Consider the following 20,932-nt stretch of genomic DNA (forward strand, 5'->3'; position numbering starts at 1 on the left):
TCGGCTGAAGCAGAGCAAAGCGTGGGCGGAGGGCCAGGGCGAGGGTGGTGACGGTGGCGCTCGGGTGACCGGTATCAGCCGGTGCGGCACCTACCGGCAGGGCCGGACAGCCGACGGGGCCGGAGCGTGTGCGCTCCGGCCCCGTCGTCGTGCGTGCTGTCGACTACTGCTTGAGCATGTTGTCCAGCAGCAGGGCACAGCGGATCAGACCGAGGTGGCTGTACGCCTGCGGGTGGTTGCCCAGGCCGCGCTCGGCGAGCGGGTCGTACTGCTCGGGGAGCAGCCCGGTCGGGCCGGCGGTGAGCACCATCTGCGCGAACAACTCCTCGGCGTCGGTGCGGCGACCGGTGCGCAGGTACGCCTCGATCAGCCACGCCGTGCAGATGTGGAAACCGCCCTCACGGCCGGGCAGGCCGTCGTCCCAGTGGTAGCGGTAGACGACCGGGCCGCTGCGCAGGTCCGCCTCGATCCGCAGGACGGTGGACAGGAAGCGCGGGTCGTCGCCCGGGAGCAGGCCGGAGAGCCCGATCCACAGCGACGAGGCGTCCATGTCCTCGTCCCCGTACGCGACGCTGTACGCCTCGACGTCGGCGTGCCAGCCGTGCTCCAGCACGTTGGCGCCGATCCGGTCGCGCAGGTCCTTCCACTCGGTCCGGTCCTCGCCGCCGTGCTCACGCATCACGTGCAGCGCCCGGTCGACGGTCATCCAGCACATCACCTTGGAGAAGACGTGGTGCCGTGGTGGCAGCCGGGCCTCCCAGATGCCGTGGTCGGGCTCGTGCCAGCGCCGACGGACCGCTTCGACCATGTTCTCCAGGACCCGCCACTCGTCGTCGCGGACCGAGCCGCGCGCGTCGGCGACGGCCGCGATCAGGTCGGCGATCGGGCCGAAGACGTCCAGCTGCAACTGGTGGTTGGCGAGGTTGCCGACCCGGACGGGCCGGGAGCCGGCGTACCCGGGCAGCGTGTCGATGACAGCCTCGGCGCCCAGCTCGTAGCCGTCGATGGTGTAGAGCGGGTGCAGTCGCTCCGGGTGGCCGCCGGTGCGCTCGATGCACCCGTCCACCCAGCGCAGCAGCGCCTCGGCCTCCTCGATGGAGCCCAGGTCGACGAGCGCACGCGCGGTCAGCGCGGCGTCGCGCAGCCAGCAGTAGCGGTAGTCCCAGTTGCGGACGCCGCCCAGCTCCTCGGGGAGCGAGGTGGTCGCCGCGGCCAGGATCGAGCCGGTGGCCTCGTGGCAGAGCCCGCGCAGGGTGAGTGCGCTGCGGGCCACCAGGTCCCGGGCGGTGGACGGCAGCTTCAGCGAGGCCACCCAGTCCTTCCACGGCTGCTCGGCGGCGGCCTGCCGCTCGTGGATCGGCACCCGGTGGTGCTCCAGGCTGTGGGTGGCGAAGCGCAGCTCCAGCACGACCTGCCCGCCGGCGGCGGAGAGGTCGACGACCGCCTTGGCGGTCTCGTACCCGCCGTCGTTGACGACCTCCCACTGCACACCGGGGGAGTAGAGCGCGACCGGCTCGTTGGAGCCGAGCACCAGCAGGCCGTCGCCGAGCGGCTGCAACTGCACGGAGACCTGGCCGAACTCGGGCCTCGGCGCGAACTCCACCCGGGCCTTGCCGCTGCCGGTGAGCACCCGGACGAGGGTCGAGTCGCCGGTGACGATCGCGGGGCCGTCCGGGGTGGTCTCCCGGGCCGGCTTGTCCAACCAGTCGGTGACGGTGAGCCCGGACCAGCGGGTCTCCACGGTCATCGTGCCGGAGCGGTAGCGCTGACCCAGCGGGATGCCGCCGCGTTCCGGGGCGACGCTGAAGTGACCGGCCGGGCTGCCACCGACCAGGTCGGCGAAGATCGCCGCCGAGTCCGGTTTGGGGTGGCAGAGCCAGCTCACCTTGGCCTCGGGGGTGAGCAGTGCGACCGTACGACCGTTGGCGAGCATGGAGTGCCGCTCGATCGGCACCGCCCGCTCGCCGAACAGCCAGTGCCGCCGGGTCTCCAGCAGCAACGCCAGTGCGCGCGCCGCCTCCAGGGGGTCGGCCACCCGGTAGCCGGCCTGGGTGTCCCCGGGGCCGATCTTGATGCCGAGGTCGGGGCCGTGCAGGTGACCGAACGCGTTCTCGTCGGTGATGTCGTCGCCGATGAAGAGCACCGCGCTGGAGGCGAGCTGGGTCCGCAGTTGGTCGAGCGCGGTGCCCTTGTGGGTGGCCACGACGGAGAGCTCGATGACCTCCTTGCCCTGGGTCACCGTGACGCCGTCGAAGGTGGCCGGGCCGTTGCGGACCGCTTCGATGGCCGCGGCGGCGACCTGCGGGTCGACCCCGCGGGTGTGCACCGCGACGCTGGCCGGCTTGCGCTCCAGCCGGATGCCCGGGTGCTCGGCGGCGATCTCGCGCAGCGCGTCCCGGACCTGGGTGCGGACCGCGACCAGCTCGGGGGAGAGCCGCTCGACGAAGCCGATGTCGAACTCGGAGCCGTGGCTGCCGACGAGGTGCACCTCGCTGGGCAGCCGGGAGAGCGCGGCCAGGTCGCGCAGCGCCCGACCGGAGACGACCGCCACGGTGGTCTGCGGCAGCGCGGCGAGCGCGCGGACCGCGGCCACCGACTCGGGCAGCGGAACGGCTGTGCTCGGGTCCTCCACGATCGGCGCCAGTGTGCCGTCGTAGTCGCAGGCGATCAGGAGTTGGGGGACCCGGGCGATCCGGCCGATGGCGGAGCGCAGCTCCGGGTCCATTACCCCGGTGGCGATTGCCGCTCCATCGGTGACTGTCGTGTTCACTCGGCCTCCGCCTCGGAAACTCCGAGCTCCGAGAGGAACGACTTGGCCCAGTGGCCCACGTCGTGGGTACGCAGGTGACGTTGCATTGTCCGCATCCGGCGGCGTGCCTCGGTTTTCTCCACGTGCACGGCCCGGAGTAGGGCGTCCTTGACCGCGTCCGGGTCGTGCGGGTTACACAAAAATGCCTGGCGAAGCTCGGTGGCGGCACCGGCGAACTCACTGAGCACCAGCGCGCCGCCTTGGTCGGCACGTGATGCTACGTATTCCTTCGCCACCAGGTTCATCCCGTCTCGCAGCGGGGTCACCATCATGACGTCGGCAGCAACATACATCGCGGCCAGCTCACTGCGACTGTACGACTGATGCAGGTAATGCACCGCCGGCACGCCGACCCTGCCGAATTCGCCGTTGATCCGGCCGACCTCGCGCTCGACCTTGACCCGAAGCGCCTGGTAGTGCTCCACGCGCTCGCGGCTGGGAGTGGCCACCTGCACCATGACCGCGTCGGGGACTGTCAACTTTCCGTCAGCCAGCAGCTCGCGAAAGGCCTTGAGTCGCAACTCGATGCCCTTGGTGTAATCCAGCCGGTCCACGCCCAGGATTATCGTCTTCGGGTCGCCCAGTTCGGCGCGAATCTGCTTGGCCCGGGCCTGGATCGCCGGATCGGCGGCCATCCGCTCCATCTCCTGGGTGTCGATCGAGATGGGGAAGGCGCCCGCCTTCACCTGCCGACCGTCGACCTGGATCATCTGCCCCTCGTAGCGCAGCCCGAGCAGGTGCCGGGCCAGCCGGACGAAGTTCTGTGCGGCCAGCCGCTGCTGGAAACCGACCAGGTCGGCACCGAGGAGGCCGCGCAGGATCTCGGTGCGGAACGGCATCTGCATGAACAGCTCGATCGGCGGGAACGGGATGTGCAGGAAGAACCCGATCCGCAGGTCCGGGCGCAGCTCACGGAGCATCGCCGGGACCAACTGAAGCTGGTAGTCCTGCACCCAGACCGTCGCGCCCTCGGCCGCGACGTCCGCCGCGGCCTCCGCGAACCGGGCGTTGACCAGGCGGTACGCCTCCCGCCAGCGGCGCTTGTAGGCCGGGGTCTCGACCGCGTCGTGGTAGAGCGGCCAGATCGTCGCGTTGGACTGGCCCTCGTAGTAGCGCTCCAACTCCTCGGCGCTGAGCGGGACCGGGTGCAGGCGGATCCCCTCGAGGTCGAACGGCTCGGGGGCGGCGCCGGTGCCACCGGCCCAGCCGACCCAGGTGCCCTGGTGTTCGGCGAGTACGGGATGCAGCGCGGTGACCAGCCCGCCGGGGCTGCGCCGCCACTGCCGTCCCTCAGGTGTGCTCACCTCGTCGACCGGCAGACGATTCGCCACTACGACAAAGGAGCTACGGACGGTCACGATCGGCCACCTCCGGGTACTGACGGGTCCACCGCGATGAGCGTACTGAGCGTAGCTGCGGCGTCTTGTGCCTCGTGCCGGAGTCTCCTACCCGCCCCGTACGCGTCGAAATCCCGAAGGTGATCTTGTCGACAGCCTGCCGATCAGAGGTCGATGATCGGCCATTCCTTGGGCAGCACCTCGCCGAGCAGCTCCCGCCGATCCGTCATGATCGGCGTGATCGCCCGCGCCGCCTCCATCGCAGCCTGCGCGAGATCCATGCCGCCGAGGGTTCGCGACCAGCCGCCGAGGATGGAGCACATGTCGTGCTCCACGGGCGTGACCATGACCTGCTCCAGATCGCCGACGATGTCGAGCAGCGGCCACCCGTCGCTTGTCACCTGGCGGTATGCGGCTGCCAGGCAGAGCGCCGGGACGATCACAGCCTGTCCCTTGTCCGCGACTTTCGCGATCTGCTCCCCGACCGCCTCCATGCCCTCCGAGTAGGCGAGGAGGCATCCCGTGTCGAGGACGAGGCCAGCATCAGTCACGAATGGTCATCCGTCCGCGAGACGCCTCACTCAGCAGGGCGGCTGCCTTGGCTCGCAGTGCCGGCGTGATCTTCGCGTGTGCCTCGTCGAGCTTCCTGCCCGCCTCGGCGAGGCCTTCGTCCGTGAGCTGGAAACCCACCTGTCGAAGTGTCCGCCGTGTGCGCTCGCCGGCCATCCGCTGACGAACGGAGTCGGTGATGAAGGCGGAGACGTTGGGTTCCTCGGCCAGTCGCTCCGCCACGTCATCCGGCACGCTGATGGCGATCTTCTTGGTCATACCAGGGACGCTAGCGAGTGATACCACGGTCGGCAAGGAGGCTCGCCCGCGTACTCCTGGGGCGGGGTGATGTGGGCGAAGCGCGCCGTACCTGTCAGGATTGACGATGGCGTGCGCGCGGCCGGTCACCGGCCGGCGGCGGTGGGCGGTCCTCGCAGCCCGCGCCCGCGCCGCCGATCAGCGACAGCAACCGACGGAGGTAGCCCGCACCGTGGCCCAGTACATCTACGTCCTGGAAAAGGCCCGCAAGGCGCACGGCGACAAGGTCGTGCTCGACAACGTGACGTTGAGCTTCCTGCCGGGAGCCAAGATCGGTGTGCTCGGTCCGAATGGCGCCGGCAAGTCCAGCCTGCTCAAGATCATGGCAGGGCTGGACAAGCCGAGCAACGGCGAGGCCCGGCTCATGCCCGGCTACACCGTCGGCATGCTCGCCCAGGAGCCCCCGCTCAACGAGGCCAAGACCGTGCTCGGCAACGTCGAGGAGGCGGTCGCCGAGACCAAGGCCAAGCTGGAGCGGTTCAACAAGATCGCCGAGCAGATGGCGACCGACTACTCCGACGAGCTGATGGAGGAGATGGGCAAGCTCCAGGAGGAGCTGGACCACCTCGACGCCTGGGACATCGACTCCAAGCTCGAACTGGCCATGGACGCGCTGCGCTGCCCGCCGCCGGACGCCGACGTGACCCAGCTCTCCGGTGGTGAGCGCCGCCGGGTCGCGCTCTGCAAGCTGCTGCTGGAGGCGCCCGACCTGCTGCTGCTCGACGAGCCCACCAACCACCTGGACGCGGAGAGCGTCTCCTGGTTGGAGCAGCACCTGGCCAAGTACGCCGGCACCGTCATGGCGATCACCCACGACCGGTACTTCCTCGACAACGTGGCCGGCTGGATCCTGGAGCTGGACCGCGGCCGGGCCATCGGCTACGAGGGCAACTACTCCACCTACCTGGAGAAGAAGGCCGCCCGGCTGGCCGTCGAGGGTCGCCGCGACGCCAAGATGAAGAAGCGCCTCACCGAGGAGCTGGAGTGGGTCCGCTCCAACGCCAAGGCCCGGCAGACCAAGTCCAAGGCCCGCCTGGACCGGTACGACGAGATGGCCAGTGAGGCGGAGAAGACCCGCAAACTGGACTTCGAAGAGATCCAGATCCCGCCGGGCCCGCGCCTGGGCAGCACGGTGATCGAGGCGAACAGCCTCAACAAGGGCTTCGGCGACCGGCTGCTCATCGAGAACCTGTCGTTCTCGCTGCCGCGCAACGGCATCGTCGGCATCATCGGCCCCAACGGCGTCGGCAAGACCACGCTGTTCAAGACCATCGTCGGGCTGGAGCAGCCCACCAGCGGCTCGGTCCGCGTCGGCGAAACGGTCTCGCTGTCGTACGTCGACCAGAACCGTGAGGGCCTCAACGGCGACAAGACCGTCTGGGAGGTCGTCTCCGACGGCCTGGACTACCTGATGGTGGGCAAGGTCGAGATGCCGTCGCGGGCGTACATCGCCGCGTTCGGCTTCAAGGGACCGGACCAGCAGAAGCCGACCAAGGTGCTCTCCGGCGGTGAGCGCAACCGGCTCAACCTGGCGCTGACCCTGAAGATCGGCGGCAACGTCATCCTGCTGGACGAGCCGACGAACGACCTGGACGTCGAGACGCTGTCCAGCCTGGAGAACGCGCTGCTGGAGTTCCCCGGTTGCGCCGTGGTCATCTCGCACGACCGGATGTTCCTGGACCGCGTCGCCACGCACATCCTGGCCTGGGAGGGCGACGATCAGGACCCGTCCAGGTGGTTCTGGTTCGAGGGCAACTTCGAGGCGTACGAGAAGAACAAGATCGACCGTCTCGGCGCGGAGGCCGCCCGGCCACACCGGGTGACCTACCGCAAGCTGACCCGCGACTGACCGGCCGAGAAGGTGTCTGACCGGTTCGTCTACCACTGCACTCTGCGCTGGTCCGACCTGGACGCGTACGGCCACATCAACAACTCGCGCTTCCTCACCCTGTACGAGGAGGCGCGGGTGGCGTTGATGTTCGCCGGCGGCCGGGCCTGGGGGGTCGGCTCGTTCGCCGACGGGGTGGTGATCCGTCGGCACGAGGTCGACTACCTGCGCCCGGTCGACTACGCGCTGGGCCGGGCCACCGCGGAGGCGGCGCCCACCGTTCGGATCGAGCTGTGGGTGGAGGAGATCCGGGCCTCCCGGTTCACCGTCGCCTACGAGCTGTACGACGGTGAGGTGCTGGCCAGCTGCGCCCGCTCGGTGCTGGTGCCGTTCGACCTGACCCGCCAGGCGCCCCGCCGGATCACTCCGGAGGAACGGGACTTCCTGCTCACGTACGCACCGCAGGGCGGCGTGGCATGACCCGGCCGGGCTCGGTCGGGCCTGGACCGGCGGCGGCGTCGACTCCGACGCACGGCGTCGCCGGGGTGGCGGACGCGGGCGCCTTCCTGGCCCGGCTGGTACGGCTGGACCCGATCGCACCGGTCCGGCTGCGGCCGGCCGGTGGGCCCGGCCGAATCGCCCTCTGGGCCCGGCTGCCGTGGCAGGTTCTGGTGGTCCGCACGGTGGCCGGTGGGCCGGCCGACGGCGTGGCCGAGGACGTCACGGTGACGGCCGCGGAGCTGTTGGCCGAGCTTGAGCGCGGTGGTGCGACCCTGCCCGCACGCCGGGACGCGCAGTGGCGATGGCCGCTGCCTCCGGTGCGGAGCCGGCCGGTGGAGGCGCTGCCCGTCGCCGAGCTGCGGCGGATCGCGGATGCGGCGGCGGGCACCCTTCGTACGGCGAGCGAGCAGGGTGTGGCCGGCCGTGCGGTCGGCCAGCGGGCGCTGCGTGACGCCCTGCTCGACCACGTGGCGGTGCTGGTCACGCCGGACGGATCGGCCGCCCCGCCGGTCGAGGTGTCGCAGCGGCTGGTGCAGGGGGTGGTCCGGATGGGCTTCCTCGGCGCGGCCGACGGCCCGGGCGCCGGCAACGAGGAGGCCGCTGCCCAGGTGCGGGTGGCCGGTCGTTGGGTCGGCCTGGCGGGACCATACGGAACCGCATGGTTGCAGAAGGCCACGGATCTTGGCGTGACACCCCTCAGGACTCGTCCGAACGGATGACCCCGGCTCATTCTTCTGGGCAGGGGCGGTCGTTGGGGGGGTGCTTCAGCTCGGCTGTCCGGGTACCGTCCATGCTCGGATCCAACGCACCGTAGGCGACTGGATCCGCTGGGGAGTGAGGTGCGCGAGCGATGCCGTGGTGGTCATGGCGCCCCGGTCCCGCCGACGGCGGCGATCCGGAAACCCGAAGCGGGATCACAGTGGAGAGCGCGGTCCGGGTCGGACCGCCCAGTCCTCGAAAGCCGGGGGACGACTGCCCGCCCAATGAGCGGCCCGTGCTGACCGAGATGCTCGCCACCGTCGAGCCGGTGAGTCTGCGCCGGGTCTGCGACGCACTCGACCTACTCGACGTGCGCTACCTGGCCGACGGCGACGGCAACCTGCTGGCCATGTGGGAGCGGCACGCGGTGCTGGTCACCCTCGAAGGGCCGGAGGACGAGATCCTGGTCATGCGGGCACGTCCGCACGCCACGGTCCCGCCGGACTGGGCTGACCGGGCCTACCGGGTGGTCAACGAGTGGAACCACACCCGCCGGTTCTGCAAGGCGTACATCGGCGACCCGACCGAGCGCGGCCAACTGCCGATCTACGCCGAGCTTCAGGTGCCGCTCGGTGCCGGCACCCACGACGCGCTGCTTGTCGAGATGCTCGACTGCGGCGCGGCGGTGGCCACCAGCTTCGTGGACTGGCTGCACGACGAGGGCGCGCTGCTCTGACGCTGCCGCGGCGCCGCGATCAGCCACCGTGGGCCGGGTCCTCCTCGGCGTTGACCATGAAGTACGCGGCCCGCTCCAGGTAGTCCCAGAGCGTGGTGGCGATCTCCGGCTCCAGATCGAGCCGGTCCACGGCTCGGCGCATGTTCCGCAGCCAGGCGTCCCGCTCGGCCGCGCCGATCCGGAAGGGCGCGTGCCGCATCCGCAGCCGAGGGTGGCCGCGCTGTGCGGAGTAGGTGTTCGGCCCTCCCCAGTACTGCATCAGGAACAGGGTCATCCGGTCCGCCGCCGGGCCCAGGTCCTCCTCCGGATACATGGGCCGCAGCAGAGGATCGGTGGCGACGCCGGCGTAGAACTCGTCGACCAGCTTGCGGAAGGTGGGCTCGCCGCCGACCGCTTCGAAGAGGGTCGTCGATGCGCCGGGACGGTCGGATTCGCCTGCGGAGTTCACCGTTCCATCCTGCCAGGTGCGCCGTGGGTCAACCCGACCCGCGCACCGTGCGTCGGATCACGCCCGGCCTCCAGGGGGGATTCCGGGCCCCCCAGGGGTCATTCGTGTCCGTGTGGGCGCACCCGGTCAGGTGACCGCGTGCCGGCGGTGGCCGTCGCCGGAACGCGGCTCGGGAGGGCCTGCCGCCGTGCCGCCCGGGTTGGCGGGCGGTTCGGCATTGGCCGCCGACGCCGCCGCGATCGCCTTGTCCAACGTCTGCTGACTCGGCCAACGCAGCGCGGCTACCGCCATCAGCGCCACGCCGGCCAGGCTCCACAGCCCCACCACGAAGGGGATGTTGTCGAAGTGATCGGCGATCAGCCCGGTGACCAGCACCGCGAAACCCTGGATGACCTGCACGCCGGTGGCCATCACCCCGAAGGCGCGGGCCCGGAAGCCGTTGGGCAGAGCCTGGACGAAGAGCCCGTTGGCCATCGGCAACATGCCGGCGACCGCGAAACCACAGAGAGCGGCCAGCAACGCCACCGCCAGCGGCGGCGGATTGAGCAACGCCGGCACCAGCACCAGCGGGGCGAGCACCGCGAGCGGCCGCATCAGCTTCAGTCGGCGGGCCGGCCCGAACAGGCGGCTCACCAGCAACCCGCCGAGGATGAAGCCGACCGGGCTGGCCACCATGATCACTGCTTGGGCCGTGCTCGCGCTCATGGCGGCGTCGCCCTCCTCGTGGGCCCAGCCAACGGCCAACCCCTCGGGGAGGATCGAGAAGAGCATCGCGCTGAACACCAGCACCGCGATCGCCCGCAGCACCGGTGTTCCGAAGACGATGGTGAAGCCCTCGCGGGTTTCCCGCAGCAGGTGGCTGCGGTGCTCCGGCGTCACCACCGCCGGCCGGTCTCGCACTCCGAAGCGGACCAGCAGCGCCGAGACGCCGAACGTGGCCGCGTTGAACAGGAGCGCGACCTTCGGGTCGATCGAGGCGACGGCGGTGCCGAGCACGTACCCGATGATCTGGGCCGCCTGCCCGACGCTGCCGTTCAGCGACAGCCCGAGCACCAGCCGGTCCCCGGCGAGCATCTGCGGCATCAACGCGGACTTCGCCGCCTGGCTCGGCGGGTTGGCCAGCGTGGAGGCGAAGATGAGCACCAACACCGCCTGGTACGGCAGTTGCGGGATGGCGATGAGCAGCATCAGCGCCATCCGGATGAGGTCGCACGCCACCATCACCCGCCGGTACGGGTACCGCTCGGCGAGTGCGGCGAGCACGGGACCGCCGAGCAGCCAGGGCAGGAAACTGACCGCGAAGGCAACCGCGGAGAGCCCCACCGACTCGGTCTTCTGATAGACGAGCAGGGTGACGGCAGCTTTCGCGACGTAGTCGCCGACCCAGGAAAGAGCGCCCGCCACGAACACGGCGCGGAACTCGTGCTGGGCGAACACTTCGCGAAAAGTGGCTGGACCTTCCGCGGAAGGTCGCTCGTCGGGCACCGTCGCCTCCATCGGCCTCCGGGTCGGCCGCTCGTGGCAGCCCAGCCGGATGCGCTCGTCAGATCTACGGATCAGCGAGGATGTGATCACGCTTTGGCGGGAACGCGTGCTCCGGATTCTGCCCGATCGTCTGACAACTAGCTAGGTCGAACGGGTCATTCGTCGCTTCCCCGACTGAACGAACGGACGATACCTGAGGGGCCGGCCGGCCCGCGACCCCTGAATTCGAGGACAGTGGCACCTGGATCAGGTAGCGCCGCCCTGACCAGTCTCACCGTCGGACAACGGCCGGCTCGGCATTCCGGGATAGATGCGGGCCGCAGCGATCTGCGCGGTGATCCCCGAGTTCTCCAGAGCCTCCGCGAGCCGCCGACGCAACTCCCGGCCCACCGCGAACTGCCCGTCGGCGGTCGTCTTCACGACCGTCCGGATGACCGCGCCGTCCACTGTCACCTGCTCGACGCCCAGCACCTCCGGTGCCTCGACGATCTCCGGTGACAGCTCGGGGTCCACCGCGATCGAGGCGGCCGCGGTCCGCAGGACGGCGGTGGCCTCCTCGGTGCTGCTGAACCCGATCGGCAGGTCCACCACCACGAGAGCCCAGCCCTGGCTCTTGTTGCCCACCCGGATGATCTCGCCGTTGCGGATGTACCAGAGGACCCCGCGACCGTCGCGCACGGTGGTGACCCGGAGCCCGACCGCCTCGACCACGCCCATCGCCTCGCCCAGGTCGACGTTGTCGCCCACGCCGTACTGGTCCTCGATCAGCATGAAGAGGCCGGCGATCAGGTCCTTGACCAGGCTCTGCGCGCCGAAGCCCAGCGCGACGCCGGCGATACCCGCGCTGGCCAACAGCGGCGCCAGGTCGAAGCTGAACTCCCGCAGGATCATCAGCAGTGCGATGCCGAAGACGAACGCGGTGGTCAAGCTGCGCAACACGGAGCCGATCGCCTCGGCTCGCTGCCGTCGCCGCTCGGGCACGAACTCGGTCGGGTCGACCGCGGCGCTGGGCACCCGCTCGCGCAGCGGCCGCAGCATCGTCGGCACCGCACCGTCGGTGGTCGTCCGCACCAACCGGTTGATCGTGCGGTGCACCGCCCAGCGGGCCACCATCGCCAGCGCCACGATCAGCAGCACCCGCAGCGGCTTGAGCAGGATCCAGTAACTGCCCTCGGCGAACCAGGCCGACCTGGTCATTCTGAACAGGAACTCGCAGGAGGAACTGCCCTGGCAGTTCACCGACCCGACGGTGGACAGGGCAAGGGGCATCACGCTGGCGGCACTCACCCTGTCTTCGTACCGCAAGGAGCCCGAGCGCCCACTGCCGACCCACCGGCCGGGTGACCTGCCGCCGAGGGCATGGCCGGAACGGGGCGAACCGGCCATCGTGACAGGTGCGGGAAAGAGCTTCACGACCGACCCCGGATTAGTGCGTGCAATCCGGGGTCCGATCAGGGACTATTGGCGCAACGGACGTCGGTGATCGGCCTGGCGTCGACCGTGTGGGCCGTCGTGCCCCGGCCCCGGTCGGCGACGGTCCGCAGCAGCCGCTGAACCGGGAGGGTGATCGCGATGCCTGACATACGACCCACGGTGGGCTCCGGCGCGTTGGTCCTCAACGCCACCTACGAGCCGCTGTGTGTCGTGTCGGTGCGTCGCGCCGCGATCCTCGTCCTCTCCGCGAAGGCGGTCTGTGTCGCCGATGGTGACGGCATCCTGCACAGTGCTCGGGACGCCCTCCCGGTGCCATCAGTGGTCCGGCTGACCCGCTTCGTCCGCGTGCCGTACCGAACGCATGTCGGGCTGTCCCGACGGGCCATCTTCGCCCGCGACGGGTGGCGGTGCGCCTACTGCCGTGGCCCGGCCGAGACCATCGACCATGTCTTTCCCCGCAGCCGGGGTGGCCGGCACGCCTGGGAGAACGTGGTCGCCGCGTGCGCCCGGTGCAACCACACCAAGGGCGACAAGACCCCGGCAGAGATGGGCTGGCGCCTGCACGCGCTGCCGGCCCCGCCGAAGGGCACCGCCTGGCGGGTGCTCGGGCACCGCGCACCCGACCCCCGCTGGGCGGACTGGCTCGACCTGCGGGAGCCCGAAGTCGCCGCCTGACCGCCCCGGCTGGCCTGACGCGATGCGTCGACGGGGACTGCCTGCCCGTCCGGCACGATGAGGTCATGACGACAGTGTGCCCACGTGAGCCTGACGGCTGGGGTCAGCCGTGACCGCCACGGGGATCGCGCCGGTGCTGCAGAGCCGCTTCAGCCCGCTGCGATTCGACAGTGACCACCAGTTGTCCGAAGCGGACGTGGCGATCTTGCTGGAGGCGGCCCGGTGGGCGCCGTCGGCCGGTAACTCCCAACCGTGGGCGTTCCACTTCCGTCGACGCGGCGACGCGGGGCACGCCGCACTGGTCGACCACCTCGCCGCGAGTTCACGTCGATGGGCCCCGCAGGCCAGCGCGCTGGTCGTGAACCTTGCGCAGCGGGAGGTGGACGACAGTGGGATCGAGTACTCCGAGTTCGCCGACTACGACCTCGGCCAAGCGGTCGCGCACATGACCGTGCAGGCCCACTCCATGGGCCTGGCGTGCCGGCAGTTCCGCGCCTTCAACCTCGACGCCCTCCACGACACCATGCGCGTCGCACCCGGTTGGCAGATCCTCACCATGACCGCCATCGGCGTGGCAGCCGATGACGACCAGCCCATCCCGCGACACCGCCGCAGCATCACCGACCTCATCACCGCCGGAGTCGCACCGCCCGACCACGACACGACCGACCAGCCGCGTCGAGCGTAGGACGGCGCGACTGCGGCGCTGGTGGTTGGCTCAGCCCTGCTGGTCGGCCGCCCGGCGGCCTGCGCGCTGGTGGCGGTCGGCTGCTCGGGCGTACGCGACCGCGAGCAGCCGGTCGACCTCGGGCAACATCTGCGGGCCGGGCATGACGATGCTGCCGAAGCCGTACAGCGCGTAGCCCGGGTGCGGCACGAGGGTGTCCAGCCGGGCGAAGTCGAACGTGTCCCGGTGGTCTTCGAACGCCTTGGGCGGGAAGCCGAACAGCCTCTCGAACTCGGCGCGACCCAGGTCCAGGTTGAGCCGGAAGACACCGGGACGGTCGAGCTGGGAGGCCTCGTCGAAGCCGGGCACGTCGTGCTCGACGATGGTGGCGAACGGCTGGCGGCGGTCCGGGCCGACGTGGAAGAACCGGTCGCCCCAGGCCCCCTCGGGTGCTCCGTTCTCCTCGCTCGCCACGACCTGTTCGACGCCGGGCAGCGCGAGGATCCGATCGGCGAGCACGGCCGTGTCGACGCCGGTCGGGATGTGCAGCACCGCGTCGGCGTGGTCGATGGTGGCCTGATCCAGCGGGAAGTAGCGGTAGTCGTGCGTTCTCCGCTCGGCCGGTCCGATCTCGGACGCACGGACGTACCCGGGATGGTTGCTCTTCTGTTGGAGCCTGCCTTCGTACGTCGACGGGGCGGGTGCCCCGATGCCGAGCGCGGGACTCGCGCCGAGGCTGCCGATGACCACCGCGTACTGCTCGTTCAGCAGCGCTGCGATGATCGCGCCGGCGCCGGCCCACGACACCTCGGTGCCGGCCATCGTCATCGTGCTCGGGTGGCGTTGGAGGTGCGTGTTGTGCGCGAAGACCAGGGTCGGCCCGCGGTGTGCCTCGATCGCCCGGATCGCGAGCAGGTTCTCGGCCATCAGCGCGTCCCGGACCCCAACCAGGCGGGCGAAGCGTTCCTCCTGCGCCAGTGGCGCGGCGGCAGCGGCGTGGTAGCGCAGCAACGCGACCGCGGACGTGGCGTGTACGAACGCCGCCTGCCAGCCCTCGGGCCGACGGGGTGCCTGCAGGTACAACTTGCTCAGGAGGTCGTCGGCGATCACCCGCAGGCGCTGGGCGTCGGTCGAGCGCCCGATCGACCTGCCCGGCTCCCAGATCGCGGCCGTGTCGCTCCACCGAGCCTCGTCCCCGATCAGGTCGTCGATCTCCGCTGACCGGTCGAGGCCGAGGAAGTCACAGACCCGTGCGAGGTAGCGCCGTGGACTCGGAGCGCCCTCGATCTCCAGCGGAGCGTCGAAGCCGTGGAAGGTCAGGCGCTCGGCCGCCAGCCGTCCGGCGTTCCACTCGCGCATCCGCAGCAGCAGGTCGCGGTTGGCCGGGGCGGCGCCGAAGCCGTGGCTGAACCCTTCGGCCAGCGCACGGTCGAGCGTCACGGCATCGTCACCGCGCACGAACTCGTCGGCGATCAGCCCCGCCGCCCGGTCGCTCTCCAGTGCGATCGAGCGGTAGCCATGCTCAGCCAACGACATGAAGGTGTCGTTGCGGATCTGCAGGAAGGCGGACTCACCATGCGTCGGCTCGCCGAGCGCGAGCAGGCTCGGCGTTGCGGCGAGCAGGTCGAGAAGAGAAGTCATTCCATCAACCGTATCGTTGAACCAGCGGTTGAGGCTTTCGCGCGTTGGCACACGGCGACGGCCGCAAAACCCTCAAACCCTGGGGTACGTCGCCAGGCGACTTCCTCACCGGGGCCGCCCGGCGGCGCCGTACGCCCGCAGGAAGGTCTGGACGCCCACCGCCGTGATCCGATCGGTTTCCTCTGGTGGCAGCGGGATGACGCCCCAGTAGGACCGCTGCGCGATCTCCGCAGAGATCAGGGCCATGAAGTGGGCCGTGGCCTGGGCGGGATTGCCGTGTACGTCGAGCAGGCCGTGGTCGGCCAGCGCGGCCATGACCACGGTCAGCTCGCGGGAGACCCGGCGCGGCCCGGCCTCCTGCCAGGCGTCGAGGACCTCGGGAGGGACGTGCCCGGCCTCGCCGTGGATGTGTCGGACCAGTGCGAAGTGGTCCCGGAAGTCCGTCATCAGGGCGACCCAGGCGCGCGCCAGGGCCAGCAGGTCCCGCTCAAGATCCTCGGGTCGGGGCGGGCGCTGCGGATCCAGGAACTTCCGCAGTCGGACGAGTTGCTCGTCCCTGACCTGCCCCGCACTCCACTGCATGACCGAGCGGAACAGCTCCGCCTTCCCGCCGGGGAAATGGTTGTAGAGCGTGCGGGTGGAGGCGCCGGCCTCGGCGGCGATCGTGTCGATGCTGGCCCGGGTGTAGCCGTCCCGCCCGAAGACCTCGCACGCGGCATGGGCGATCGCCGCTGCCTTGTCCCCTCGCCCGCGGCGCGGCCGGGTCGCCGCCGTTCCGTCCTCGTGGTCGGTGCTGGCCATCGTCGCCTCTCCCGCGTTCTGCTCGTTAATTACAACGGTGGTTGTAGTTTCTACAACGACCGTTGTAATCTACCGTACGCGTCGCATCGGACGCACAAACAGCGAGCCGCCTGGGGGAACCGTCATGCCCGAAACCACCCGCGTCATTGAGCCGGCAACGGCCGAGAACGCCGCGCTACGGGTCGCCGTCATCGTCGGTAGCGCTCGCGGTGGCCGCGTCGGCCCATCCGTCGCGGAATGGTTCACCCGCCATGTCGGCGGGCGCACCGACATCGAACTCGACGTCGTCGACGTCGCCGACCTGGATCTCCCCGTGGCCATGCCCGGCTGGGACGGTCTGCCCGCGCCGGCCCCGACGATCCAGGTCACCCTCGCCAACGTCAGCCCCCGGCTGGCCGCCGCAGAGGCATTCGTCGTCGTCACCCCCGAGTACAACCACAGCTTCCCGGCCGCCCTGAAGAACCTCATCGACTGGCACTACGTCCAGTGGCAGGCCAAACCGATCGGGTTCGTCTCGTACGGCGGGCTGGGCGGCGGCCTCCGGGCGGTCGAGCAACTCCGGCAGGTCTTCGCCGAGCTGCACGCCATGACAGTGCGCGACTCCGTCAGCCTGCACGGGCCATGGTCCGGGCTGGGCGAGGACGGCGTACCACTGGACACGGCGGTGTGCGAGGGAGCCGCCAAGAGCATGGTCGATCAGCTGGTGTGGTGGGGCCGCGCACTACGTGCCGCTCGCGCCATTCAGCCGTACGGCAAGTGACGGCGGTGCGCGGCGTCGCCGGCCGCGCTGGAAAGAGGGATTCCACCGAGGACAGCGGCTTGACCGGGACGACCGCTTCCACCGCCGACGGGACCTCCCGGGGCCTGGCTGGTGTGCTCACCGTCGTCGTGATCGGCTCGATCATGGCCGTGCTGGACGTCACGATCGTCAACGTCGCCTTGCGTCCGCTGGCGGTCGTGTTCGGCGCGCCGCTCGCCGCCGTCCAATGGGTGGTCACCGGCTACACCCTCGCCCTCGCCGCCGTGATCCCGGCGGCCGCCTGGGCCATGTCGCGCTTCGGCGCGAAACGGACCTACCTGACCGCCATAGCCCTGTTCACCGCCGGCTCCGGACTGGCCGCGCTGTCCTGGAACATCGAGACACTGGTGCTGTTTCGGATCCTGCAAGGGCTCGGCGGCGGGCTGCTGGTGCCGGTCGGTATGGCGATGGTCATCCGGACCGCCGACCGGGAACGGATGGGCAGGGCGATGGCCCTGCTCGGCATTCCGGTGCTGATCGGCCCGGTGACCGGGCCGATCCTGGGTGGCTGGCTGATCGACACCGTGTCCTGGCACTGGATCTTCCTGGTCAACCTGCCCGTCGGCGCGCTGGCGCTGGTGCTCGCGGCGCGGCTGCTGCGGCACGACGAGCCACCGCCGGCAACCCGGTTGGACCTGGTGGGCCTGCTGACGCTGTCCCCGGGACTGGCCCTGCTGATCTACGGGCTGTCGGCCGCCGGCGAGCGCGGCGACCTCACCGCACCGCAGGCACTGCTGCCCACCGTAGCCGGGCTGCTGCTGACCATCGGATTCGTCGCCCGTGGACTGACCGCCCGCGTTCCGCTGTTGCGGCTGCGTCTGCTGCGTGACCGGACCTTCGCGGCCGGCTGCACCGCCATGGTGCTGTTCCCGGCCGGATACTTCGGCTCCATGCTGCTGGCGCCGATGTACTACCAGACCACGCGCGGGCTCGGTGCGACCGCGTCGGGCCTGCTGGGCGTTCCACTGGCCGTCGCCGTCGGCGTCTCGATGCAGGTCGCCACCCGCAGGGTCGACCGGGTCTCCCCGCGACTGATGGTCCTCTCCGGCATCCTGATCGCCGCGTGTGGTCTGTCGCTGTTCGCCGTGCAGGTTGGGCCGGAAACGCCGTACTGGCGCTTGGCGGCAGCGCTGCTGGTGCTGGGGGTCGGTGTCGGCATGGTGATGATGCCGGCGAACACGACGGCGATTCGAGGGCTGGCCACCGAGGACGTTCCGTCGGGCAGCACCTTGCTGAACATCGGCTCCCAGGTGGGCGTCTCGATCGGCACGGCGCTGCTGTCAGTGGTGCTGGCGTCGAACACCGCACGTACCGGGGGCGGGACACGGTCGGCGGCCGCCTTCCAGCACACCTATTGGTGGGCGGTGACGCTGCTCGCCCTGGCGGCGCTACCGGCGGCGCTGCTGCCGCGACGACGGACGGGCGCGACGAGCGCACCGCGCCTGCCCGACCCGGCCTGAGCCGGTCGAGACTTCCAGAAGGGCACACCATTCATGTACGCGGCACGGCTGCACGAGTTCGGACCCGCCGGAAACCTTCGGTACGAGCAGATCGCCGCACCGGTGCCCGGGAAGGGAGAGGTTCGCATCGACGTACGGGCCAGCGGCGTCCACTTCATCGAGACCACGCTGCGGACCGGACGCGGGATCGGCCCTCATCCCGCCCCGGCACTGCCCGTCGTGCTGGGCAGTGAGGTCGCCGGGGTGGTGAGCGCGCTCGGGTCGGACGTCGACGACAGTTGGCTGGGTCGTCCGGTGGTGGGCACCCTCGCGTCCTACGGTGGCTATGCCGAGCACGCGGTGGCGGCGATCGATGCCCTCCACGACCTGCCCGAGCAACTGAGCGCGGAGACCGCCGTGGCGATGGTCACCACGGGTGCCACCACGCTCGGGCTGCTGGACGTCGCGCAGCCCGGCCCCGGAGACGTCGCGCTGGTCACCTCGGCAGCCGGTGGCGTCGGCGCCCTGCTCGTGCAGGCCCTACGTCGTCAGGGCGCCGTCGTCGTGGCCTTGGTCGGTGGACCGGACAAGGTCCGGCAGGCCACCATTCGTGCTGCACGGCTGGGCTTCGGGTGCCGCCACCCGCATCACCACCGACGACATCATCGCGCGGGCCAGCACCGTCACCTGGGCGCTGGGGCCACAGTTGCTGCGGCGGGCCGGCACGATGCACGAGCTGCAGGCCCGGGCCATCCGAGCGGCCGCAGACGGCGCACTCACACCGCTGATCACCCGGTATCCCCTCAGCCGTGCCGAGGACGCGCACGCCGACCTGGAGAATCGTCGCGCAATCGGCAAGGTCATCCTCGTGCCACAGCCCTGCCTGCGGGCGCAGTGAAGGGCGCTCCCCATCTGCTTTGGCTGCATGTCGTGTCGATGTGCTGTTGAGCGATATACCTCAGAGGTATGAATATGACTCTGAGGTATATCGCTCAACGCCGCATCCGCCCTACCGGAGGCGACCGACGGTCACCACCGGCCGCCGGCTGCGCCCACAGCCCGAGCCAGGGTTAGGGCTCGTGGCTGCGGGGTGGGCCGTCGCTCCGACCAGCGGCGGCCCTGTCCTGCTTCCGCTGAAGCTCGGTGACGAGAATGTGGACGTGGCCGCGACGCTCGCCGAGATGCGGGACGAGGAGCGCTAACCACCTGCACGAGCCTTGACCAGTGAGGCGAAGACCACGACGTTGTCCGAGTAGCCGGTCTCGCCGCCGACCCATTGACCGCCGCAGGTGATCAGTCGAAGGCTCGGGCGGCTGAAGTCGCCGTACACCTCGTCCACCGGCAGTCGCCCCTTGTCGAACTTCTCCACCGAGTTCACCTCGAAGACCGCCACGCTGCGGTCGGTGCGGGTGACCTCGATCTCGTCGCCGTCGCGCAACTCGCGGAGTTTATGGAAGACTGCCGGCCCGCTGGTGGTGTCGACGTGCCCGACGATCACCGCCGGGCCGTACTGGCCGGGGGTGGGCCCCTGGTCGTACCAGCCGGCCTCCTGGGCGCGGGCCGCGTCCGGCACGGCGATGGTGCCGTCCGGGGCGATGCCCACCTCGTGCACGGGCGCCTGCAGGTCGATCTTTTCAATGGCGAGGCTGGTCGGGTGACTGGCCGGCAGCACCGGGAACTTCTTCGGTGGCGGTCGCAGGCCGGCGCTGAGCTGGTCCGGCAGCAGGCGCATGCCGGTCACCTGCTCGACGCCGAGCATCGCCACGATCACCACCATCAGCGCGGCGATGGCCAGCACCGGCAGTCCTGGTCCCGTACCGAAACGGGGTCGGGCCGACCGCGCGCCGGTCGGGCGGCGCGGTGGCAGCGGGCGGGTGGCCGGATCGCTGGTGCTGACACTGGCCCACCCGGCCTGCCCGGCGACCCGACGCAGCCGGCTGGAGGCGCGGGCCACCAGCCGGCCGGAGGCACGCAGCGCCGGCCCGGCCCGGAAGCGGGCGCGGCCCTCCCGCCGCGCAGGCGCGGTGGTGCGGTCCGGCCGCGCAGACGCGGCGGTGCGGTCCCGCCGCGCACGCGCGGCATCGCGGGTCATCGGTGATCCGGCTCAGGAACCGGCTCCGGTCCGGCGCCGGCCGCCCGCCATTCCGAGCGCGACCGCGGTGGCGACCAGCGCCACGCCGCCGAGCACCAGCAGCGAGCCGGTACCGCGACCGCTGGCCGTTCCGCCACCCCCGGTCGCCGGTCCCTTGCTGGGTGTTGCCATGTTCAGCACGTTCAGCGTGGTCGAGGCGGTCTCGCCGTTCTCGCAGCGCAGATCGACCGGGTAGTCGCTGGCCGGCTTGTCGCGCGGGATGGTGGCCTGCCCGGTCAGGAAGCCCTTGTCCGGTTTGAGCGTCACGCGCGGAAACGCATCGGAGTGCACGGTGGACTGGCGGTCGTTGTTGCCGTTGTCGCAGCTCGCCTTGATGCTTACCCGGCTGCCCGCCTGGACGCTGTTCGGCATCACCTCGACGAAGACGTTCTCGCCGGCGCGCGCCGGCGCGACCGACATCAGGACGAACGCCCCGATCAGCCCCACCAGTGTCAGCGCGGACGAGAGCGCGCGGTTGATCCTGCGGATTCCCTGCATGATTTCCCCCCAACCGGCGACGACCGCCGGAACCCTCCCCTGGGCACGCCGCTGCTTTCCCGCTACCCCAACCCCAAACCGGCCCGTCCCCGAGGCCCCCGCCGCGCCTCCCGATTGCCGCGATCTGTGAGTGGGGT

Annotated in this window: 21 protein-coding genes and 1 pseudogene; 11 read left to right on the forward strand and 11 right to left on the reverse strand. The window is 70.6% G+C overall.

Translation table 11 applies throughout. From position 1 onward, the window contains the following. Positions 1 to 163: 163 nt before the first annotated feature. The 4 genes from otsB to C7C45_RS29885 form a co-directional block, all read right to left on the reverse strand. A complete protein-coding gene (otsB, locus tag C7C45_RS29870) occupies positions 164 to 2,725 on the reverse strand; it encodes a trehalose-phosphatase (RefSeq protein WP_110567723.1) in 2,562 nt (853 codons plus the stop codon). A gap of 41 nt (positions 2,726 to 2,766) precedes the next feature. Continuing rightward, a complete protein-coding gene (locus C7C45_RS29875; RefSeq protein WP_110567725.1) occupies positions 2,767 to 4,167 on the reverse strand; it encodes an alpha,alpha-trehalose-phosphate synthase (UDP-forming) in 1,401 nt (466 codons plus the stop codon). Between the two features lie 143 nt (positions 4,168 to 4,310). After that, entirely contained in the window at positions 4,311 to 4,640 is a 330-nt protein-coding gene (locus C7C45_RS29880) for a hypothetical protein (protein WP_146247446.1), read from the reverse strand. A gap of 49 nt (positions 4,641 to 4,689) precedes the next feature. Continuing rightward, entirely contained in the window at positions 4,690 to 4,974 is a 285-nt protein-coding gene (locus C7C45_RS29885) for a hypothetical protein (protein ID WP_110567728.1), read from the reverse strand. 211 nt (positions 4,975 to 5,185) lie between these two features. Here C7C45_RS29885 and ettA point away from each other — a divergent pair, with 211 nt between their 5' ends. The 4 genes from ettA to C7C45_RS29905 all read left to right on the forward strand — a co-directional run bounded on the left by ettA (position 5,186) and on the right by C7C45_RS29905 (position 8,777). Next, positions 5,186 to 6,862, forward strand: a complete 1,677-nt coding sequence (gene ettA / locus C7C45_RS29890; RefSeq protein ID WP_110567755.1) for an energy-dependent translational throttle protein EttA — start codon at positions 5,186 to 5,188, stop codon at positions 6,860 to 6,862. A gap of 12 nt (positions 6,863 to 6,874) precedes the next feature. Next, a complete protein-coding gene (locus C7C45_RS29895) occupies positions 6,875 to 7,321 on the forward strand; it encodes an acyl-CoA thioesterase (RefSeq protein WP_110567730.1) in 447 nt (148 codons plus the stop codon). Then, the gene (locus tag C7C45_RS29900; protein ID WP_110567732.1) at positions 7,318 to 8,061 is read left to right on the forward strand and encodes a DUF8185 domain-containing protein; all 744 of its coding nucleotides are present in this window, start codon (positions 7,318 to 7,320) and stop codon (positions 8,059 to 8,061) included. Before C7C45_RS29895 ends, C7C45_RS29900 begins: the two co-directional genes overlap by 4 nt. 131 nt (positions 8,062 to 8,192) lie before the next feature. Further along, on the forward strand, positions 8,193 to 8,777 hold the full coding sequence (locus C7C45_RS29905) for a type III secretion system chaperone family protein (protein ID WP_110567734.1): 585 nt from the start codon (positions 8,193 to 8,195) through the stop codon (positions 8,775 to 8,777). 19 nt (positions 8,778 to 8,796) lie between these two features. On the opposite strand, the gene C7C45_RS29910 is transcribed toward C7C45_RS29905, so the two are convergent. From C7C45_RS29910 to C7C45_RS29920, 3 genes are all read right to left on the reverse strand, one after another. Then, complete coding sequence (locus tag C7C45_RS29910; protein WP_110567735.1) at positions 8,797 to 9,225, reverse strand: globin; 429 nt, start codon at positions 9,223 to 9,225, stop codon at positions 8,797 to 8,799. 126 nt (positions 9,226 to 9,351) lie between these two features. Then, positions 9,352 to 10,722 (reverse strand): MFS transporter, encoded by a 1,371-nt coding sequence (locus C7C45_RS29915; protein ID WP_110567737.1) that lies wholly within the window; start codon positions 10,720 to 10,722, stop codon positions 9,352 to 9,354. A gap of 234 nt (positions 10,723 to 10,956) precedes the next feature. Then, positions 10,957 to 12,015: a mechanosensitive ion channel family protein gene (locus C7C45_RS29920; protein ID WP_110567739.1), complete on the reverse strand. Its 1,059-nt coding sequence runs from the start codon at positions 12,013 to 12,015 to the stop codon at positions 10,957 to 10,959. 267 nt (positions 12,016 to 12,282) lie between these two features. On the opposite strand from C7C45_RS29920, the gene C7C45_RS29925 reads away from it, so the two are divergent. Together C7C45_RS29925 and C7C45_RS29930 are read left to right on the forward strand one after the other, a co-directional pair. Continuing rightward, the gene (locus tag C7C45_RS29925) at positions 12,283 to 12,819 is read left to right on the forward strand and encodes an HNH endonuclease (RefSeq protein WP_110567757.1); all 537 of its coding nucleotides are present in this window, start codon (positions 12,283 to 12,285) and stop codon (positions 12,817 to 12,819) included. 109 nt (positions 12,820 to 12,928) lie between these two features. Beyond that, positions 12,929 to 13,507: a nitroreductase family protein gene (locus C7C45_RS29930; RefSeq protein WP_244200644.1), complete on the forward strand. Its 579-nt coding sequence runs from the start codon at positions 12,929 to 12,931 to the stop codon at positions 13,505 to 13,507. A gap of 30 nt (positions 13,508 to 13,537) precedes the next feature. Here the strand turns inward: C7C45_RS29930 and C7C45_RS29935 are convergent, their stop codons facing one another. Together C7C45_RS29935 and C7C45_RS29945 are read right to left on the reverse strand one after the other, a co-directional pair. After that, positions 13,538 to 15,127 (reverse strand): DUF6194 family protein, encoded by a 1,590-nt coding sequence (locus tag C7C45_RS29935; RefSeq protein WP_110567744.1) that lies wholly within the window; start codon positions 15,125 to 15,127, stop codon positions 13,538 to 13,540. A 105-nt stretch (positions 15,128 to 15,232) separates the two neighbouring features. Next, positions 15,233 to 15,928 (reverse strand): TetR/AcrR family transcriptional regulator, encoded by a 696-nt coding sequence (locus C7C45_RS29945; protein ID WP_110567747.1) that lies wholly within the window; start codon positions 15,926 to 15,928, stop codon positions 15,233 to 15,235. Positions 15,929 to 16,052: 124 nt separating this feature from the next. On the opposite strand from C7C45_RS29945, the gene C7C45_RS29950 reads away from it, so the two are divergent. The 5 genes and pseudogenes from C7C45_RS29950 (at position 16,053) to C7C45_RS35610 (ending at position 19,368) form a co-directional block, all read left to right on the forward strand. After that, complete coding sequence (locus C7C45_RS29950) at positions 16,053 to 16,688, forward strand: NADPH-dependent FMN reductase (protein ID WP_110567749.1); 636 nt, start codon at positions 16,053 to 16,055, stop codon at positions 16,686 to 16,688. Between the two features lie 59 nt (positions 16,689 to 16,747). Beyond that, positions 16,748 to 18,187 (forward strand): DHA2 family efflux MFS transporter permease subunit, encoded by a 1,440-nt coding sequence (locus tag C7C45_RS29955; RefSeq protein WP_208641451.1) that lies wholly within the window; start codon positions 16,748 to 16,750, stop codon positions 18,185 to 18,187. 33 nt (positions 18,188 to 18,220) lie between these two features. After that, positions 18,221 to 18,547, forward strand: a pseudogene (locus C7C45_RS35945) (alcohol dehydrogenase catalytic domain-containing protein); the annotation flags it as partial. 196 nt (positions 18,548 to 18,743) lie between these two features. Beyond that, entirely contained in the window at positions 18,744 to 19,064 is a 321-nt protein-coding gene (locus C7C45_RS35290; protein WP_244200645.1) for a zinc-binding dehydrogenase, read from the forward strand. 181 nt (positions 19,065 to 19,245) lie between these two features. Then, positions 19,246 to 19,368 carry a hypothetical protein gene (locus C7C45_RS35610; RefSeq protein ID WP_280101411.1) on the forward strand — a complete coding sequence of 41 codons (123 nt, stop codon included), beginning with the start codon at positions 19,246 to 19,248 and terminating at the stop codon, positions 19,366 to 19,368. Here the strand turns inward: C7C45_RS35610 and C7C45_RS29970 are convergent. Together C7C45_RS29970 and C7C45_RS29975 are read right to left on the reverse strand one after the other, a co-directional pair. Next, positions 19,365 to 20,141: a class F sortase gene (locus C7C45_RS29970; protein ID WP_244200647.1), complete on the reverse strand. Its 777-nt coding sequence runs from the start codon at positions 20,139 to 20,141 to the stop codon at positions 19,365 to 19,367. The two genes, C7C45_RS35610 and C7C45_RS29970, sit on opposite strands and share 4 nt — an antisense overlap. 129 nt (positions 20,142 to 20,270) lie before the next feature. Further along, complete coding sequence (locus C7C45_RS29975; protein ID WP_110567753.1) at positions 20,271 to 20,795, reverse strand: hypothetical protein; 525 nt, start codon at positions 20,793 to 20,795, stop codon at positions 20,271 to 20,273. Between the last annotated feature and the right edge of the window lie 137 nt (positions 20,796 to 20,932).

Source organism: Micromonospora arborensis (assembly GCF_003205615.1).
GTDB classification, from domain to species: domain Bacteria; phylum Actinomycetota; class Actinomycetes; order Mycobacteriales; family Micromonosporaceae; genus Micromonospora; species Micromonospora arborensis.

What these genes read in the sequence shown, in the direction of transcription:
- otsB (WP_110567723.1), bottom strand. Translation starts at nt 2,725, where the DNA reads ATGGACCCGGAGCTGCGCTCCGCCATCGGCCGGATCGCCCGGGTCCCC.
- C7C45_RS29880 (WP_146247446.1), bottom strand. Translation starts at nt 4,640, where the DNA reads ATGGAGGCGGTCGGGGAGCAGATCGCGAAAGTCGCGGACAAGGGACAG.
- C7C45_RS29885 (WP_110567728.1), bottom strand. Translation starts at nt 4,974, where the DNA reads ATGACCAAGAAGATCGCCATCAGCGTGCCGGATGACGTGGCGGAGCGA.
- C7C45_RS29900 (WP_110567732.1), top strand. Translation starts at nt 7,318, where the DNA reads ATGACCCGGCCGGGCTCGGTCGGGCCTGGACCGGCGGCGGCGTCGACT.
- C7C45_RS29905 (WP_110567734.1), top strand. Translation starts at nt 8,193, where the DNA reads ATGCCGTGGTGGTCATGGCGCCCCGGTCCCGCCGACGGCGGCGATCCG.
- C7C45_RS29915 (WP_110567737.1), bottom strand. Translation starts at nt 10,722, where the DNA reads ATGGAGGCGACGGTGCCCGACGAGCGACCTTCCGCGGAAGGTCCAGCC.
- C7C45_RS29925 (WP_110567757.1), top strand. Translation starts at nt 12,283, where the DNA reads ATGCCTGACATACGACCCACGGTGGGCTCCGGCGCGTTGGTCCTCAAC.
- C7C45_RS29935 (WP_110567744.1), bottom strand. Translation starts at nt 15,127, where the DNA reads ATGACTTCTCTTCTCGACCTGCTCGCCGCAACGCCGAGCCTGCTCGCG.
- C7C45_RS29945 (WP_110567747.1), bottom strand. Translation starts at nt 15,928, where the DNA reads ATGGCCAGCACCGACCACGAGGACGGAACGGCGGCGACCCGGCCGCGC.
- C7C45_RS29950 (WP_110567749.1), top strand. Translation starts at nt 16,053, where the DNA reads ATGCCCGAAACCACCCGCGTCATTGAGCCGGCAACGGCCGAGAACGCC.
- C7C45_RS29975 (WP_110567753.1), bottom strand. Translation starts at nt 20,795, where the DNA reads ATGCAGGGAATCCGCAGGATCAACCGCGCGCTCTCGTCCGCGCTGACA.